This window comes from Kosakonia oryzae (assembly GCF_001658025.2).
Classification (GTDB): domain Bacteria; phylum Pseudomonadota; class Gammaproteobacteria; order Enterobacterales; family Enterobacteriaceae; genus Kosakonia; species Kosakonia oryzae.
In genome coordinates, this window is record NZ_CP014007.2 from 3,035,722 (window position 1) to 3,050,996 (window position 15,275).

General features: G+C 53.0%; 14 protein-coding genes and 1 other RNA gene. 4 read left to right on the forward strand and 11 right to left on the reverse strand.

What is annotated here, in order from left to right; translation table 11 throughout:
* Nucleotides 1–13: 13 nt before the first annotated feature.
* Genes sufS through sufA form a run of 5 tightly spaced genes read right to left on the reverse strand, consistent with a single transcriptional unit; the run spans nt 14 to nt 5,090 of the window.
* Nucleotides 14–1,234 carry a cysteine desulfurase SufS gene (gene sufS / locus AWR26_RS14435; RefSeq protein ID WP_064566850.1) on the reverse strand — a complete coding sequence of 407 codons (1,221 nt, stop codon included), beginning with the start codon at nt 1,232–1,234 and terminating at the stop codon, nt 14–16.
* Complete coding sequence (gene sufD / locus AWR26_RS14440) at nt 1,231–2,502, reverse strand: Fe-S cluster assembly protein SufD (protein ID WP_064566852.1); 1,272 nt, start codon at nt 2,500–2,502, stop codon at nt 1,231–1,233. Before sufD ends, sufS begins: the two co-directional genes overlap by 4 nt.
* On the reverse strand, nt 2,477–3,223 hold the full coding sequence (sufC, locus tag AWR26_RS14445; protein ID WP_007374741.1) for a Fe-S cluster assembly ATPase SufC: 747 nt from the start codon (nt 3,221–3,223) through the stop codon (nt 2,477–2,479). The genes sufD and sufC overlap by 26 nt, the downstream gene beginning before the upstream one ends.
* Before the next feature lie 17 nt (nt 3,224–3,240).
* Complete coding sequence (sufB, locus tag AWR26_RS14450) at nt 3,241–4,725, reverse strand: Fe-S cluster assembly protein SufB (protein WP_043953738.1); 1,485 nt, start codon at nt 4,723–4,725, stop codon at nt 3,241–3,243.
* Between the two features lie 8 nt (nt 4,726–4,733).
* Nucleotides 4,734–5,090, reverse strand: a complete 357-nt coding sequence (gene sufA, locus AWR26_RS14455) for a Fe-S cluster assembly scaffold SufA (protein WP_064566854.1) — start codon at nt 5,088–5,090, stop codon at nt 4,734–4,736.
* 559 nt (nt 5,091–5,649) lie between these two features.
* On the opposite strand from sufA, the gene AWR26_RS14460 reads away from it, so the two are divergent.
* Together AWR26_RS14460 and AWR26_RS14465 are read left to right on the forward strand one after the other, a co-directional pair.
* The gene (locus AWR26_RS14460) at nt 5,650–6,435 is read left to right on the forward strand and encodes an alpha/beta fold hydrolase (RefSeq protein ID WP_064566856.1); all 786 of its coding nucleotides are present in this window, start codon (nt 5,650–5,652) and stop codon (nt 6,433–6,435) included.
* Nucleotides 6,436–7,230: 795 nt separating this feature from the next.
* Nucleotides 7,231–7,968 (forward strand): EAL domain-containing protein, encoded by a 738-nt coding sequence (locus AWR26_RS14465; RefSeq protein ID WP_064566865.1) that lies wholly within the window; start codon nt 7,231–7,233, stop codon nt 7,966–7,968.
* Between the two features lie 2 nt (nt 7,969–7,970).
* Here AWR26_RS14465 and AWR26_RS14470 read toward each other — a convergent pair whose 3' ends face one another.
* From AWR26_RS14470 to ydiJ, 4 genes are all read right to left on the reverse strand, one after another.
* A complete protein-coding gene (locus AWR26_RS14470) occupies nt 7,971–8,321 on the reverse strand; it encodes a hypothetical protein (protein ID WP_227121135.1) in 351 nt (116 codons plus the stop codon).
* 70 nt (nt 8,322–8,391) lie between these two features.
* Nucleotides 8,392–9,306 (reverse strand): kdo(2)-lipid IV(A) palmitoleoyltransferase, encoded by a 915-nt coding sequence (lpxP, locus tag AWR26_RS14475; RefSeq protein ID WP_064566869.1) that lies wholly within the window; start codon nt 9,304–9,306, stop codon nt 8,392–8,394.
* 212 nt (nt 9,307–9,518) lie between these two features.
* Nucleotides 9,519–9,929, reverse strand: coding sequence for a 1,4-dihydroxy-2-naphthoyl-CoA hydrolase (gene menI, locus AWR26_RS14480; protein ID WP_043953743.1), 411 nt, complete (start codon nt 9,927–9,929; stop codon nt 9,519–9,521).
* Nucleotides 9,926–12,982, reverse strand: a complete 3,057-nt coding sequence (gene ydiJ, locus AWR26_RS14485; RefSeq protein ID WP_064566871.1) for a D-2-hydroxyglutarate dehydrogenase YdiJ — start codon at nt 12,980–12,982, stop codon at nt 9,926–9,928. The genes menI and ydiJ overlap by 4 nt, the downstream gene beginning before the upstream one ends.
* Nucleotides 12,983–13,190: 208 nt before the next feature.
* Here ydiJ and ydiK point away from each other — a divergent pair, with 208 nt between their 5' ends.
* Both ydiK and rprA read left to right on the forward strand, forming a co-directional pair.
* Entirely contained in the window at nt 13,191–14,300 is a 1,110-nt protein-coding gene (ydiK, locus tag AWR26_RS14490; RefSeq protein WP_064566872.1) for an AI-2E family transporter YdiK, read from the forward strand.
* 192 nt (nt 14,301–14,492) lie between these two features.
* Nucleotides 14,493–14,600, forward strand: an RNA gene (gene rprA, locus AWR26_RS14495) — antisense sRNA RprA.
* Nucleotides 14,601–14,611: 11 nt separating this feature from the next.
* On the opposite strand, the gene AWR26_RS14500 is transcribed toward rprA, so the two are convergent.
* Nucleotides 14,612–14,800, reverse strand: a complete 189-nt coding sequence (locus tag AWR26_RS14500; protein ID WP_064566874.1) for a hypothetical protein — start codon at nt 14,798–14,800, stop codon at nt 14,612–14,614.
* Between the two features lie 131 nt (nt 14,801–14,931).
* Nucleotides 14,932–15,132, reverse strand: a complete 201-nt coding sequence (locus AWR26_RS14505) for a hypothetical protein (protein ID WP_064566876.1) — start codon at nt 15,130–15,132, stop codon at nt 14,932–14,934.
* Nucleotides 15,133–15,275: the final 143 nt, after the last annotated feature.

The following is a 15,275-nucleotide window of genomic DNA, read 5'->3' on the forward strand; positions in this document are numbered from 1 at the left end:
CTCGCCTCTTTCGTTAGCCCAGTAACTGATGAATACGTTTCAGGCCAGCCACCAGACGATCCACCTCTTCTTGCGTATTGTACATGACCAGCGAAGCACGACACATGGCAGGCACATTGTAAAACGCCATCAGTGGCATCGCGCAATGATGCCCGGTACGAACGGCAATACCGTAATTGTCGAGGAAACTGCCGACATCATAGGCGTGATGTTTACCAAGGTTGAAGGCAATTACCCCCTGGCGCTGCGCCGGGCCATAGAGCGTTAAATCCGGCACCTCCGCCAGCGCCGCCAGCGCATAACGCATCAACGTCTGTTCGTACTCGCCAATCGCCTCAAGGCCTAATGCACTCACATAATCGATCGCCGCGCCAAGCGCAATAATCCCGCCCGTGTTCGGCGTCCCGGCTTCAAACCGCCACGGCTCTTTCGCGTAGGTAGTGCCTTCCGTCAGGCTGACGGTAGCAATCATTGAACCGCCGCCTTCCCACGGTGGCATAGCCTGCAAAATATCCTCTTTGGCGTATAGCACGCCAATGCCGGTCGGGCCATACAGTTTATGCCCGGAGAAGACATAGAAATCGCAGTCCAGCGCCTGCACATCCACCGGGTGATGCATTACCGCCTGCGCGCCGTCCACCAGCACTTTCGCGCCATGTTGATGCGCCAGCGCGATCATCTCCGCCACCGGGTTTTCCGTCCCCAGCACGTTAGAAACCTGGGTAATCGCCAGCAGCCGCGTGCGTGCATCCAGCAGTGTTGGCAGCACCTCTAATTGCAGAGTGCCATCCTGATTGAGCGGGATCACGCGCAACTGCGCGCCCACACGTTCACATAGCATCTGCCACGGTACGATGTTCGCGTGATGCTCCATCGCACTGATGATGATATTGTCGCCAGCACGCACCTGGCTGTTGCCCCAGCTATTGGCAACCAGGTTGATCCCTTCCGTCGTACCGCGCACAAATACCAGCTCTTCCGGCAAACGCGCATTCAGAAACGCTGCCGCCTTCTCACGTACCTGTTCCATGCGCTGCGTCGCTTCCGCGCTGAGGGTATGGATCCCCCGATGCACAGCAGCGTAACCGTGGCGATAAAATTCCGCTTCGGCATCAATGACCTGATTCGGTTTTTGCGCGCTGGCAGCGCTGTCGAGGTAAGCCAGCGGCAATCCGTTCACTTCACGCAGCAGCACCGGAAAATCGGCGCGTACCGCGTTCACGGGAAAACTCATGCTACGCCCCCTGCCAGGCGCTGGCTGATACGCGCCAGAACCTGTTGTTTCAACGCTTCGTCGCTAATGGCTTCCGTCAGCTCAGCGGCAAAAGCATGGATGATCATTTTCTGCGCCGCCTGCTGGTTAATGCCGCGCGAGCGCAAATAAAACATCTGTTCATCATCAATACGGCCAACCGTTGCGCCGTGGCTGCACTTCACATCGTCAGCGTAAATTTCCAGTTGCGGTTTGGTATCCACTTCCGCCAGACGTCCTAACAGCAGATTGTTGTTGGTCATCTGGCCGTCGGTTTTAATCGCATGTTGCGCAACATTGATTAAGCCGTTGAACACCGCCCGTCCTTTGTCGCTGACAATGGTTTTATGTAACTGGCGGCTGTTGCAGTAGCCTTTGTTGTGCTCAAGCCAGGTGCGCGTGTCGCACACTTCCGATTTCACCGGCATCGCCAGGCTGTTGATATTAAGCTGCGTGTTTTCGCCATTCAGTTGCGTACTGGTGTTATGGCGCAGCACCAGGCCGCCGAGCAGGAAGCTGTGACTGTCAGCCGCCGCATCGGCCCCCAGCAGGAGATCGTTATGCGCAAAGTGATAGCTTTGCGGGTTTTCAAACGCCAGTTTCACATGGTGCAAATGCGCATTCGCCGCCACATCCATTGTCAAACGCGAACCGGTAAAGTGCGGCTGTTCGCTGAGGCTGACATAATGCTCATAGAGGGTCGCTTCGGCGCCCTGCGCCAGTTCGAGATGATGGCGATAGTGCGCGGTGTTCATCTCCGCGCCCGCCAGCCCCTGCGTGATATGCATCAGCAGCAAGGGTTTCGCCGGGCGTTGATTGCGCGCGACCTGAATCCAGGTCACGTTCTGCGCCAGACTTTCGGTGAGATGCAGGAACATCTCCGGTTGCACCGGCGCGGGCAGAGAATGACGCGCGTCGCTGAACGTCACGTCAAAACCGGAACCGGCCGTTTCATCGCTTAATTCTGCGCTGAACTGGCCATCAACAAACACCAGCCTGATGGCATCCACCGGCAGCGCCAGCGCGTCACGCTGCGCGGCGTTTACCGTGGCGCTCGCGCTGACAAACTGGCTATTCAGTAAGCCGTCGAGCGGGGTATATTTCCAGTTCTCTTGTTTGCGCGTCGGCAGGCCTAAGCGCAACATTTGTTGCAAATGTTGTTGCGCCACTTCCGAGCGCGCGCCGCCCTGGGTTTCGAACAGGTGATGCCACTGCTGCAGCGCGTTACTGCTGTTCGGTAAGCCAGCCATAGCCCTGCTCCTCCAGTTGCTTAACCAGCGTGAAATCGCCAGATTTCACGATGCGCCCCTGATACAACACATGCACAAAATCGGGTTTGATGTAATCGAGAATACGCTGGTAGTGCGTAACGATAATAAAGGCCCGTTTCTCATCGCGCAGGGCGTTCACCCCTTCAGCAACGATTTTCAGCGCATCAATATCCAGCCCGGAGTCGGTTTCATCAAGAATACAGAGATCCGGTTCCAGCACCGCCATTTGCAGAATGTCGTTACGCTTCTTCTCACCGCCAGAAAAACCGACATTCACCGAACGGGTCAACAGATCTTCCGGCATCTTCAGCAGCTTGATTTTATCTTCCATCAGATCCTGGAAATCGAAGCGATCAAGCTCCTCTTTGCCGCGATATTTCCGCACCGCATTCAGCGCCGTCTGTAAAAAGAACTGGTTGCTGACACCGGGAATTTCTACCGGATACTGGAAGGCCATAAAGACGCCTTCCCCGGCGCGATCTTCCGGTGACAGCTCCAGTAAATCTTTGCCTTTAAACTCCACGCTGCCGCCGACGACTTCATAATCTTCACGCCCGGCGAGAGTTGCAGAGAGCGTACTTTTCCCGGAACCGTTCGGCCCCATGATGGCATGCACTTCGCCAGGACGAACGTCCAGACTCAAACCACGCAGGATTGCTTTGTCTTCAACGCTTACCTGCAAATCTTTGATACTTAACATTTATTATCCTTTAACTCTTAACCGACGCTGTGTTCAAGGCTGATAGCCAGCAGTTTTTGCGCTTCAACGGCAAATTCCAGCGGCAACTCGGAGAAGACGTCTTTACAGAAACCGTTAACAATCATTGAGATAGCATCATCCTCGCTGATACCGCGTTGCAGGCAATAGAACAGTTGATCTTCACCAATGCGCGAGGTTGTGGCTTCGTGTTCAAGCTGGGCGCTGTTATTACGGCATTCAACATACGGGAAGGTATGCGCACCACAGTCCGGGCCGATCAGCATCGAATCACACTGGGTAAAGTTGCGGGCATTCGTCGCCGTCGGCATGATTTTCACCAGCCCGCGATAGCTGTTCTGGCTATGCCCGGCCGAGATCCCTTTCGAAATAATGGTCGATTTGGTGTTCTTGCCGATGTGGATCATCTTGGTGCCGGTGTCGGCCTGCTGATGTCCGCTGGTCAGCGCCACGGAGAAGAACTCGCCGATCGAGTTGTCGCCGCGCAGAATGCAGCTCGGATATTTCCACGTAATGGCCGAACCGGTTTCTGATTGCGTCCATGACATTTTGCTATTTTCGCCTTCGCACAGCGCACGCTTGGTGACGAAGTTAAGAATGCCGCCAGTGTTGTTGTCGCCGGGGAACCAGTTCTGCACAGTGGAGTATTTCACTTCGGCATCTTTGTGGATGATCACTTCCACCACTGCCGCGTGAAGCTGGTAGCTATCGCGAACCGGCGCGGAGCAACCTTCGATATAGCTGACGTAACTGCCTTCATCGGCCACCAGAATAGTACGTTCGAACTGGCCGGTTTTCTCCGCATTGATACGGAAATAGGTGGACAGCTCCATCGGGCAACGCACGCCTTTCGGGATATAAATGAACGTGCCATCGGAGGCGACAGCAGCATTCAGCGCGGCAAAAAAGTTGTCGTTCGACGGCACAACCGTGCCGAGGTATTTTTTCACCAGTTCCGGATGATCGTGGATTGCCTCACCGAACGAGCAGAAAATAATGCCCTGCTCCGACAGTTTCTCGCGGTAAGTGGTGGCAACGGAAACCGAGTCAAAAATGGCGTCCACCGCCACTTCTTTGCCTTCACGCACCGGTACGCCCAGTTGGTTAAACGCGGCTTCCACTTCATCGGTCAGATACGCATTCGCGCCCGTCTGTTGCACAGCCCCCGGCTGCGAGGCGCAGGTGTCATCGCAATTACCGCAGGACGGTGCCGAATAGTAGCTGTAGTCCTGATAGTTCAGCTTGTCGTAGTGCGCTTTCAGCCAGTGCGGCTCTTCCATTTCAAGCCAGGCACGAAAGGCACTCAGACGGAACTCCAGCATCCACTCCGGCTCGTTACGTTTCGCCGAGATCGCCCGCACAACATCTTCATTGATGCCTTTCGCCAGCTCATCGGTGGTTAATTGCGTGAAGAACCCCTCTTTATAATTGAGGTTACCGGTCCAGATTTTGACATCGTCAGTTGCTTCAGTATTACGAGACATAGTACCGCCTATACCCCAAAGCTTTCGCCACAGCCGCATTCATGCTGGGCTTTCGGGTTATGAAATTTGAAGATCTGATTTAACCCTTCACGCACGTAATCCACTTCCGTGCCATCAATAAAGGGCATCGCCTGAAGCGGAACGTAAAGGCGCGCGCCTGCGAATTCATACAGCAAATCGTCGGCATTCGGTTCCGTCACGGTATCCAGCACATAACCAAAGCCCGCGCAGCCGGTCTGCTTAATGCCGAGCCGCACGCCCAGCACGCCAGCCTGTTTGCTGGCCAGCGTACGAATATGTTCAGCAGCGGCAGGCGTCATGGTCAGCCCGCGCCACGCAAAATCTTCCGGATTAAATGATTCCATCGCGTTACCTCACATCACCAGATTCGAAGGGCATAGTGCTATGTTAGTGATAATAATTCTCACTTCAACCTCTTTCCCGCAGGGTTATTCCCCCGCTAGCCCCTTTTTTGGCTGCTGCTATAAGCATAGACGTTGCTGAAAGGCATTACAGATAAGTGAAAAATTGTTTAATAAATTGATAAATAATGACTTTAGACAGCCAGACACGGGCAGTCCGGTGAAAAAGATAAGATGTATAGGCAATACCTATTTTTGAGATAGGATCGAAAAAAAGTCGCCTTAAAAACGGAGTGGGTTATCAAAAAGTTACCAGCAGCAGAAAACAAGCACACACGCTGCGCTTCCGCCCGCTTCATCTTCATCAATCGCCATAAAAACCAGGGTGGTATAAACAGAAATCGCTATGGAAAAGAGGACGCCATTTATCACAACGTCTTCGTCCCGGCTTAAGACGTTTCTCTGTAATTAGGATTTTCTCAGCCGACACGGCGAAAATATCTCCTGTAAGATAGCGCCTGGTTTAAATCCGGGCTGCGCCCTGCAAACATGGAGAGAGTTAATGAAAGCTACGATGTCATATCTGGATACCGGTTCAGGATTTCCCGTTTTACTCGGCCACAGTTATCTGTTCGATAAATCGATGTGGTCACCGCAGATTGAAGCTCTGGCTAAACAATTCCGCGTGATCGCGCCGGATTTGTGGGGCCACGGAGAATCGCCCGCCCTGCCCGCATCAACAACGTCGCTGGTGGATCTGGCCGCCGATCATCTGGCGCTGATGGATGCGTTGCAGATTGAGGAGTTCGCGGTGGTGGGGTTGTCCGTTGGCGGCATGTGGTCAGCCGAACTGGCTGCCGCAGTGCCACAGCGGGTAAAAGCGTTAATGCTGTTTGATACCTTTATCGGTGATGAAACCAGTGAAGCGCGCGAGCGCTACTTCGGCATGCTCAACGCCATTGACACCGCTGGCGTCATTCCGCCTGCCATGCTGGATTACATCGTCGGGCAATTTTATTCACAGCATGCCGCACCGGCGGATGTTCAGCAGCTCACCGCGTATCTCTCTTCACTCACCGCAGAACAGCTGCGCGGCAGTATCGTCCCGCTCGGCAAACAGATTTTTGGTCGCCCGGACAGGCTTTCCGTGCTGGATTCCATTCGCTGTCCGACACAGGTTGCCACTGGTGAACTGGATCTGCCGAGGCCGCCGGTCGAAGGTCGCCTGATGGCAGAAAAGCTGGGCTGCGATTTTACGCTGATCCCGAATGCTGCGCATATCAGCAACCGCGAAAACCCCGGGGAGGTACTGCGTTTGATTGAGGATTTCCTCTCCAGACATTTATAACCCTCCGGGTGATACTCCACTCCCCACCGACGGCGAGTGGAGATCGCACAGTCTCACCGCCAGAGTTCAATTCCCTTTTGTGACGCCCACGGCTCACGCACGTTTTTTGGACGTACGGCAATAGCGTATAAAAATACCGCGACGAGATTTTGTTATTTCCAGGCTCTACTGCACTTGTTCTTTGCAGGCGAAATTCATTAATCGCAAATTTGAAAAGGTTTATTTACGCTTTCTGAGCATATTTAACGCTTTGCCGCTCATAGGCAGGCGAAAGCGAGAATGATATGCCATAAAAGGTTCTTTTATTTTTTCGCTCCGCTTTCTGCGCCAATAAAAATATTAAAAATACATGTTTAAAGACATCATCTATGACAGAAAAACGGTCAAAAAAAATGAACAACGGATCGTGCCGGGTGAAGCAGTAGCAGATCAGCATCAGGATCAAAAGAGGTGATGTGCATTAAAGTTTACGCTTTTGGCAAATCCTGCCGCAGGCGATAAGAGCGTATTAATTTGCGTTGAGTCCACTTTCCTGGAGAAAAACAAGGAGATAAATAATACAAAACGCAAATAATTAGCTGATAAGCCTGACACAATAAAAATACCTAAAACAAAAGGCCATCTTTATTTATAGATTTAAGCGATCATTTTAATAATAGCAATAGATACAGACTATCGAAAAGAGAGGATCGATCATTCAAAACAATTTTCAAAGTTTATGATTAGTTGTGTAAAATTGAAAAATTATATAGTGGTTAGACCTGTTCTTGTGAGTGGGGAGCTGAATAAGGGATAATGAATATAAAAACATTGGAAATTGCGGACAAAAAACTTAGCGTTACCGCAGAGTTCAAACCCGTCATGCACCTTTCCGGGAAAACTATTTTCCGCTACGAAGTTCTTGCCAAAATTTATAATGCCAGCGATCGTTGGCTTCCAGTAGAACAATCCTTCGATATTCTTGCGAGAGAAACCATTCAAGCCATTAGCGATTTTTTGTTTGAGACCGTCTGTGAACTGCTGAAAATGAAAGAAGGCATCACGGTTTCATTCAAACTCCCCGCTCAGTTAATGAACGATATGGCGTACCTCGCCAGCCTTTACCAGCAGTGCGGGGATCATCACGTGGCGCCGCAACGCATTGAGATTGAGGTTGGCGAGTGGCTGACGGATACACCACAGATGCATCGTCAGGCGTTTTTACAGCAGGCGAGAACCTATGGTTTTATGCTCTCGTTAGAGGATTTTGGCACGCGGAAAGAATCTGCCGACAGCCTGCGCATGTTTCGCTTTGACACCATTAAACTTGCACGAACGCTGGTCTGCGGAATTGCCGCCAGCCCGGCAAAACTATCCACACTTCATAATTTGATCGACAAGGTGATCCCGGCTGGCACACATGTCATTTGCGAGGGCGTGGAACGTTCATCCGACCTTGCGCTGCTCAGCCGCTACAGCCATATCGGCATCGAGGGTTACATGTTCTCTCGCCCATTAACCTTCAGTCAGTTGCGGCTGCTGGAAGACTTTTAACCTTACTGCTCTGCATCCTTGCGCGTACAGATGATGGCTTTATCATCTGTGTGTTTGCTGTCAGATAAGAAGAACGCTTTTTTACCGCTGGAGATCTGCGTGATGATATTGATGGCAACCCAGTTGGTCTGGTTGTTCTGATCCTGGCTGTCGGTATAAATCAGCGAGCGGCCAGTGTAATCGTCAGAGATATCGAACGGCTTCTCTTGCGGATTGGTATAGCGATGACCGTTTACGGTAAGCCCCTCAGGCTCAACAACAGCGGTATATTCATCGCACGAGAGGTTGATACCGGTGGCAAACGAACATGCGGAAAAGAGAGTAAAACAACTAACCACAATAAACCTGACCATAAGCATCCCGTGTCAATTTTAACGCAATGATAATACAACGCCCCGAAACCCGGGGCGCTGAGAAAAGAGATCAGTTATAGAGCGAAGGTTCGCCGAGCGGACGGGTTTTGAAGCGGCGGTGGATCCACAGATACTGTTCCGGCGCGCGCAAAATTTCGCGCTCAATCACTTTATTCATATAGCTGGCCGCCGCAAACTCATCCTCGCCAGGATAATCATTTAACGCAGGACCAATATGCAATGAATAACCGGAGCCATCGGTTTTGCGCACCATCGTCACCGTCAGCATTTTAGCGCCCGACAGACGTGAAAGCACATACGTACCGTTGGTGGTGGCGGCATCTTTCACCGAGAAGAACGGCGCGAAGGTACTGCCCTTGCGGCCATAATCCTGGTCCGGCGCGAACCAGACAGCTTCACCCTGTTTTAACGCATTCACCAGCCCTTTCAGGTTGCGACGGTCGATCATATTTTTATTTGAACGCATACGCCCGCGCGTCTGTACCCACTCCATCAGCGGGTTGTTGTGCGGACGATAGGTGGCCATCATCGGCTGGCACAATCCCATTACGCGGCCGCCCAGCTCCAGCGACATAAAATGTACGCCGACCACCATCACGCCCTGCTCGCTGGCCTGCGCAGCCTGTAAATGCTGGTAACCTTCAACATCAAACCAGCGGCGCACGCGTTTATCCGACCAGAACCATGCCATACCAGTTTCGATTAATCCCATGCCAAGCGACATAAAGTTTTTGGCGATCAGCGCATCACGCAGCGCTTCGCTCATAACCGGAAAGCAGAGTTCAAGATTACGGCGCGCAATGCGTTCGCGACGCTTCAGAAAACGGCGGGAGTGATGTCCAAGCCCTGCGCCAAGGCGGGCCAGAACGGGATAAGGAAGTTGAACGAGCAGCCAGAGAAGAGCCAGACCGACCCAGGTCACCCAGTGGCGCGGGTGTAAGAATGAGAGTTTAAACGATGTCATCACTGTTACCTTAAAGCTTAAATTCAGTAGCGCTTAAGGAGACAATGAATCACTTCATCAGGTCATTACGCGTTACAGCTATTCGCCGCGGCAGAAGGTGCCGAAACGATACATCCAGTGCCGGGCACTATAGCACGAAGCGTTAAAAAGAGATGGTGAGAATAATGAATAAAAGATGAATATTTTCGGCGGATTACCTCCGCCGAAGCTGGTCAGACAATTGCAGTGGTCAGGCGGGATGAGCAGCAAAGCCGCGACTGTTCATCAAACAGATCGATTTGCCAGACCTGATGACGCCCGCCCGTATGCAGCGCGCGGCAAACGCCGCGCACCCGACCGCTGCGCACCGAACGCAAGTGGTTAGCATTAACTTCCAGCCCTACCACTTTTTGATCCCCTTCGGTACATAAATAGCCCGCCACCGAGCCAAGCGTCTCCGCCAGTACGACCGACGCGCCGCCGTGCAGCAGGCCAAACGGCTGGTGCGTGCGTTCATCCACCGGCATGGAAGCTTCCAGCGCATCCTCCGTGATGCGCTCAAAACGAATATCCAGCAGACCAACCATATTGCCGTCGCCCATGGCATTGAGCGCTTCCAGCGTGACTGCACGTTTCCAGATCATCCCAGTATCTCCAGCAAAGCCTGTAGTGGATGGCGTACGCCGTTACCCTCAACGCGCTTCACCTGGCTACGGCATGAGTAGCCGGTCGCCAGACAGCGGTTACGCGGCAGACGCTGTATCGCCTGGTGCCACGACAGTTCATAAATACCCAGCGAACTGGCGTGGTTCTTCACTTCGTGGCCGTAAGTGCCGGCCATACCGCAGCAGCCCACGCTGACATTTTCCAGCTTCGCGCCGAAACGAGCGAAGATCGCCGCCCACTGCCCCGTCGCACCCGGCAATGCCGTCACTTCCGTACAGTGGCCAAACAGATACCACGGTTCGCCGCTGACCGCGCGGGCCTCGACATGCTCCAGCGCCGCAGGCAGCCATTCATGCACCAGCTGAACATGGAAATCACCGCGCTTATCGCCCAGCGCCAGTTTGTACTCGTCGCGATAGCACAGTACCAGCGCCGGATCGACGCCCACCATCGGCATCCCCAATTGCGCCACGCGATTGAGGAAATCGGCGGTCTTCTGCGCGGTTTTGGCAAAACGGTTGAGGAACCCTTTAATGTGTTGCGCCTTGCCGTTCGGCGAGAAAGGCAGCACCACTGGCTCAAAGCCGAGTTTCTCCACCAGCCGCACAAAGTCAGCCACCACCTGCGCATCGTAATAGCTGGTAAACGGATCCTGTACCACCAGCACCGTTTTCGCTTTCCGCTCCGCACTGAGCTGTTCAAGCTGCTCCAGCGTCATATTCGCCGTACGGTGACCCACCATCTGACGCTGCAGGGAGGGCACCGACAGCAGCGGTAAATCGACCATGCCGATATGTTTGGCCGACAGCGAACGCACCCATGGCTGGCTCATAAAGAAGTTAAATGTCTTCGGCGCACGCGCCATCAGCGGCGCATAGCTTTCCACCGTGGCAACCAGATGATCGCGCACCGGGCGCAGATAACGGCTGTGATAGAGTTGCAGGAAGCGCGAACGGAATTCCGGCACATCGATTTTAATCGGGCACTGCGTGGAGCAAGCTTTGCAGGCCAGACAGCCGGACATCGCCTCTTTCACCTCGTGCGAGAAGTCATACTCCCCGCGTCGGGCATGCCAGCTGTTGCGGGTACGCTCAATCAATGTACGCAGGCTGGCGCGTTTTTCCGGCAGCTCTTTTTCCAGCTTCAGCGGATCAACACCGCGATCCGCCAGCAAGCGCAGCCACTCGCGCACCAGCGTTGCGCGCCCTTTTGGCGAGTGGATTCGGTTGGCGGAAATCTTCATCGACGGGCACATCGGGCTTTTCACATCAAAGTTAAAGCACAAACCGTTGCCGTTACACTCCATCGCCCCGCGCCATGAATTACGCACCGCAATAGGGATCTGCCGATCCAGAGTGCCGCGTTTCACGTCATCCACCTGTTTCATTGGCGCATCCACGCCTTCCGGCGGGCAAATTTTACCGGGATTCAGGCGGTTCTCAGGATCGAATGCCGCTTTGATTTTTCGCAGCTCGCCATAAAGCTGAGCGCCGAAAAAGGCCGGACTGTACTCGGCGCGGAACCCTTTCCCGTGTTCCCCCCACAGCAGACCGCCATATTTCGCCGTCAACGCCACCACCTCATCAGAGATGGATTTCATCAATATTTCCTGCTGCGGATCGCACATATCCAGTGCCGGACGCACGTGCAGCACCCCGGCATCCACGTGACCAAACATGCCATAGCTCAGACCGTGACTGTCCAGCAGCGCGCGGAACTCAACGATATAATCCGCCAGATGTTCCGGCGGTACGCAGGTATCTTCAGCAAACGGGATCGGTTTAGCCGCCCCTTTCGCGTTACCCAGCAGGCCGACCGCTTTTTTACGCATCGCATAAATGCGCTCAATCCCGGCCAGATCCTCGCAAAGCTGCCAGCCAATGACCCCGCCTTCACCGTTGGCCATCAACGTATCCAGCCGCTGGCACAGCGCCGCGACCTGACCATCAATCAATTCCTGATCGTCACCGGCGAACTCAACGATATTCAGGCCAAGCAGCGTTTTGTCCGGCACATCGGTAATCAGTTCTTTTACTGAATGCCAGACGATATCTTCCCGCGCCAGGTTCAGAACTTTCGAATCTACGGTCTCCACCGACAGCGCACGCGCTTCCACCATAAACGGCGCATTGCGCAAGGCGGAATCAAACGAGTCATATTTGACGTTCACCAGCCGACGCACTTTCGGTAGCCGGGTGATGTCGAGCCGCGCTTCGGTGATAAACGCCAGCGTTCCTTCCGACCCGGTTAACACGCGGGTAAGATCGAACTCCGTCATCTCATCATTAAAGACGTGACGCAGGTCGTAGCCGGTCAGGAAACGGTTCAGTTTCGGAAATTTATCGAGGATCAGCTGGCGATTGTCGCGACAGCGTTCAAGTACGGTTTTATAGACGCGACCAATTGCCGTGTTGGCCTTGCCCAGCGTTTCCGCCAGCGCCACCGGCATCGCTTGTGTATCGAGAATATCACCGCCCAGCAACACTGCACGCACGCCCAAAACGTGATCGGAGGTTTTACCGTACACCAGTGAACCCTGACCGGAAGCATCAGTGTTGATCATGCCGCCGAGCGTCGCGCGGTTACTGGTGGAGAGCTCCGGCGCGAAAAAGAAACCGTAAGGTTTCAGGAATTGGTTAAGCTGATCCTTAATGACACCCGCTTCAACGCGCACCCAGCCCTCTTCAGGGTTGATCTCCATAATGCGGTTCATATAGCGGGACATATCGACAATGATGCCCTGGTTCAGCGCCTGACCATTGGTGCCGGTGCCGCCGCCGCGCGGCGTAAACACCAGCGTGCGGAAGCGCTCTTCCGCCGCCAGACGGGTAATCAGTGCAACATCGGATGTTGAACGGGGGAAAACGACTGCATCGGGTAATAACTGGTAAATACTATTGTCTGTTGCCATCGTCAGCCTGTCGGCATAATTCGTGGCGGTATCACCTGTAAAACCTTGCTGCTCCAGTGCTTGCAAAAAATTCAGCACCAGCTGAACAACGCCGGGTGCCTGGGAAATCTGTGGGATCATTATGCTTGACCCTGCCTGATGGTGAGTGTTGTGAATAGTTAATCGTTTGCTTTAAGCATGCATCGTTGTATCACATTTTTTTCTTATACGCCCAGAGAATTGCAGGCACAATCGGGCTGGGCAAACGCGCTGAAATCATTAATCATTATCACGGGCGCCTTCCTGCAACGCCCACTCTTCAGCAATTTAATAAAGGTGTGTAAATCATATGGTTGATCTACGTCAGTCCAGGGATGTGCCGCAAGTGATGCTGTCGGTACTGTTTTTAGCAATCATGATTATCGCCTGTTTGTGGATTGTTCAGCCCTTTATCCTCGGTTTTGCCTGGGCGGGAACCGTAGTAATAGCCACCTGGCCGTTGCTGTTACGTCTGCAACGCCTGCTGTTTGGCCGACGCTCGCTGGCGGTTCTGGTGATGATGTTGCTATTAATCCTGCTGTTTATTGTTCCCGTAGCCCTGCTGGTGAACAGCCTGGTAGACTCCAGCGGCCCGGTTATCCATGCCATTACCACCGGTTCGATGTCACCGCCCGATCTGGCATGGCTGCACAGCATCCCGCTGGTGGGTGAAAAGCTCTATAGCGGCTGGCATAACCTGCTGGATATGGGGGGCACCGCGATCATGGCGAAACTGCGGCCTTACGTTGGGGCAACCACCACGTGGTTTGTCGGCCAGGCCGCGCATATTGGTCGTTTTATGCTGCACTGTGGGCTGATGCTGTTATTCAGCGCCTTGCTCTACTGGCGAGGTGAACAGGTGGCGCAGGGGATTCGCCATTTCGCCGTTCGTCTGGCGGCAAAGCGCGGCGATGCGGCAGTGTTGCTCGCCGGTCAGGCTATCCGCGCGGTAGCGCTGGGCGTGGTCGTGACCGCGCTGGTGCAGGCGGTTCTGGGCGGAATCGGGCTGGCCATCTCCGGCGTCCCTTACGCTACGCTGCTCACCGTCGTGATGCTGATGACCTGTCTTATCCAGATTGGGCCATTGCTGGTGCTGGTTCCGGCGATCATCTGGCTTTACTGGAGCGGCGATTCCACCTGGGGCACCGTGCTGCTGGTCTGGAGCTGCGTGGTCGCCACGCTGGATAACTTTATCCGCCCGGTGCTTATTCGTATGGGTGCAGACTTACCGCTGATTTTGATCCTCTCCGGCGTCATCGGCGGGCTGATCGCATTTGGTATGATTGGCCTGTTTATTGGCCCGGTGCTGCTGGCCGTCTCATGGCGTCTTTTCTCCGCATGGGTGAATGAAGTGCCCGAACCCACCACGCGCGCAGAAGATGTATTGAATGACGAGCAAAATTCACAAGCCTCTTCCTGAAAATAATCTTAAGGCGGGGTAGCCCGCCTTAAATAATTATTAAGCCATGCTTATCATTTAAGATAATAAAATCTAATCAGACTCCTCTGTAGCCCGCATAATGCGGTATCTTCCGCATATATTCTTCAAGACCATTAAACTAATGAGACGAATCTGATCGACTCAAAAAAGCCGCATGCCTACTATAAGACCACGGTTATAAATCAACACCTTGGTTTATAAGCATGGAAATCCCCTGAGTGAAACAACGAATTGCTGTGTGTAGTCTTTGCCCATCTCCCACGATGGGCTTTTTTTTCGCCTCAAAAACATCACTTCGCATTACCCATCACCGCGCACGTACCATTATCAAGCGCAGCGCCAACAGGCAGATAATCTAACGCCAAATGTACTGCGCTGACATCCGGACCATCGCAGGCGCGTATATGATCATTATACGAGGCGCAGCCGTTGAGCGCCGTACAGGCCAGTACGGCAATAACCATTAATAAATTTTTCATGCAAACCATTCCAGATAATACGGGTGAGTCAACGTTGCATTAAAAAAACGCACACTGATGAAAAACAAAAAAAATTAACGACGAAAGAGATTTGGAGAGGTGAAAATAAATAGCAGAGATTGCGTAAATCCTTATTTCACCCTGCCAGAAAACAGATTATGCTGCGCCAGAACATGATCAACCACATTGCGTAACCTTCCCTGTAACGCCACATATACCCGGCGATCGCCCGCGTAATTCACCCACATGGCACCTTCAGGCTCCACTTCCACAAAACCTGTCAGGCCATTACAAATAAAATGAACGTAATGTCGTTCATGGTTTTTTCTCATATTACATTGCCTCGAAATACGTCGCTTAAATAAAGCGTGAAATACTATGCGGGATAAATAACAGTGAACAGAAAGGATTATATGCAGGGTAATTATCAATACAATGAATATATTCAGGGGCGCGGCACAAATAGCTTACGATC

Excerpts from the sequence above, each read along its gene's own strand:
- ydiJ (WP_064566871.1), bottom strand. The coding sequence starts at position 12,982 with ATGATCCCACAGATTTCCCAGGCACCCGGCGTTGTTCAGCTGGTGCTG.
- AWR26_RS14470 (WP_227121135.1), bottom strand. The coding sequence starts at position 8,321 with ATGGTCAGGTTTATTGTGGTTAGTTGTTTTACTCTCTTTTCCGCATGT.
- AWR26_RS14460 (WP_064566856.1), top strand. The coding sequence starts at position 5,650 with ATGAAAGCTACGATGTCATATCTGGATACCGGTTCAGGATTTCCCGTT.
- AWR26_RS14505 (WP_064566876.1), bottom strand. The coding sequence starts at position 15,132 with ATGAGAAAAAACCATGAACGACATTACGTTCATTTTATTTGTAATGGC.
- sufA (WP_064566854.1), bottom strand. The coding sequence starts at position 5,090 with ATGGAATCATTTAATCCGGAAGATTTTGCGTGGCGCGGGCTGACCATG.
- sufD (WP_064566852.1), bottom strand. The coding sequence starts at position 2,502 with ATGGCTGGCTTACCGAACAGCAGTAACGCGCTGCAGCAGTGGCATCAC.
- lpxP (WP_064566869.1), bottom strand. The coding sequence starts at position 9,306 with ATGACATCGTTTAAACTCTCATTCTTACACCCGCGCCACTGGGTGACC.
- ydiK (WP_064566872.1), top strand. The coding sequence starts at position 13,191 with ATGGTTGATCTACGTCAGTCCAGGGATGTGCCGCAAGTGATGCTGTCG.
- sufC (WP_007374741.1), bottom strand. The coding sequence starts at position 3,223 with ATGTTAAGTATCAAAGATTTGCAGGTAAGCGTTGAAGACAAAGCAATC.
- sufB (WP_043953738.1), bottom strand. The coding sequence starts at position 4,725 with ATGTCTCGTAATACTGAAGCAACTGACGATGTCAAAATCTGGACCGGT.
- sufS (WP_064566850.1), bottom strand. The coding sequence starts at position 1,234 with ATGAGTTTTCCCGTGAACGCGGTACGCGCCGATTTTCCGGTGCTGCTG.
- AWR26_RS14465 (WP_064566865.1), top strand. The coding sequence starts at position 7,231 with ATGAATATAAAAACATTGGAAATTGCGGACAAAAAACTTAGCGTTACC.
- menI (WP_043953743.1), bottom strand. The coding sequence starts at position 9,929 with ATGATCTGGAAACGTGCAGTCACGCTGGAAGCGCTCAATGCCATGGGC.
- AWR26_RS14500 (WP_064566874.1), bottom strand. The coding sequence starts at position 14,800 with ATGAAAAATTTATTAATGGTTATTGCCGTACTGGCCTGTACGGCGCTC.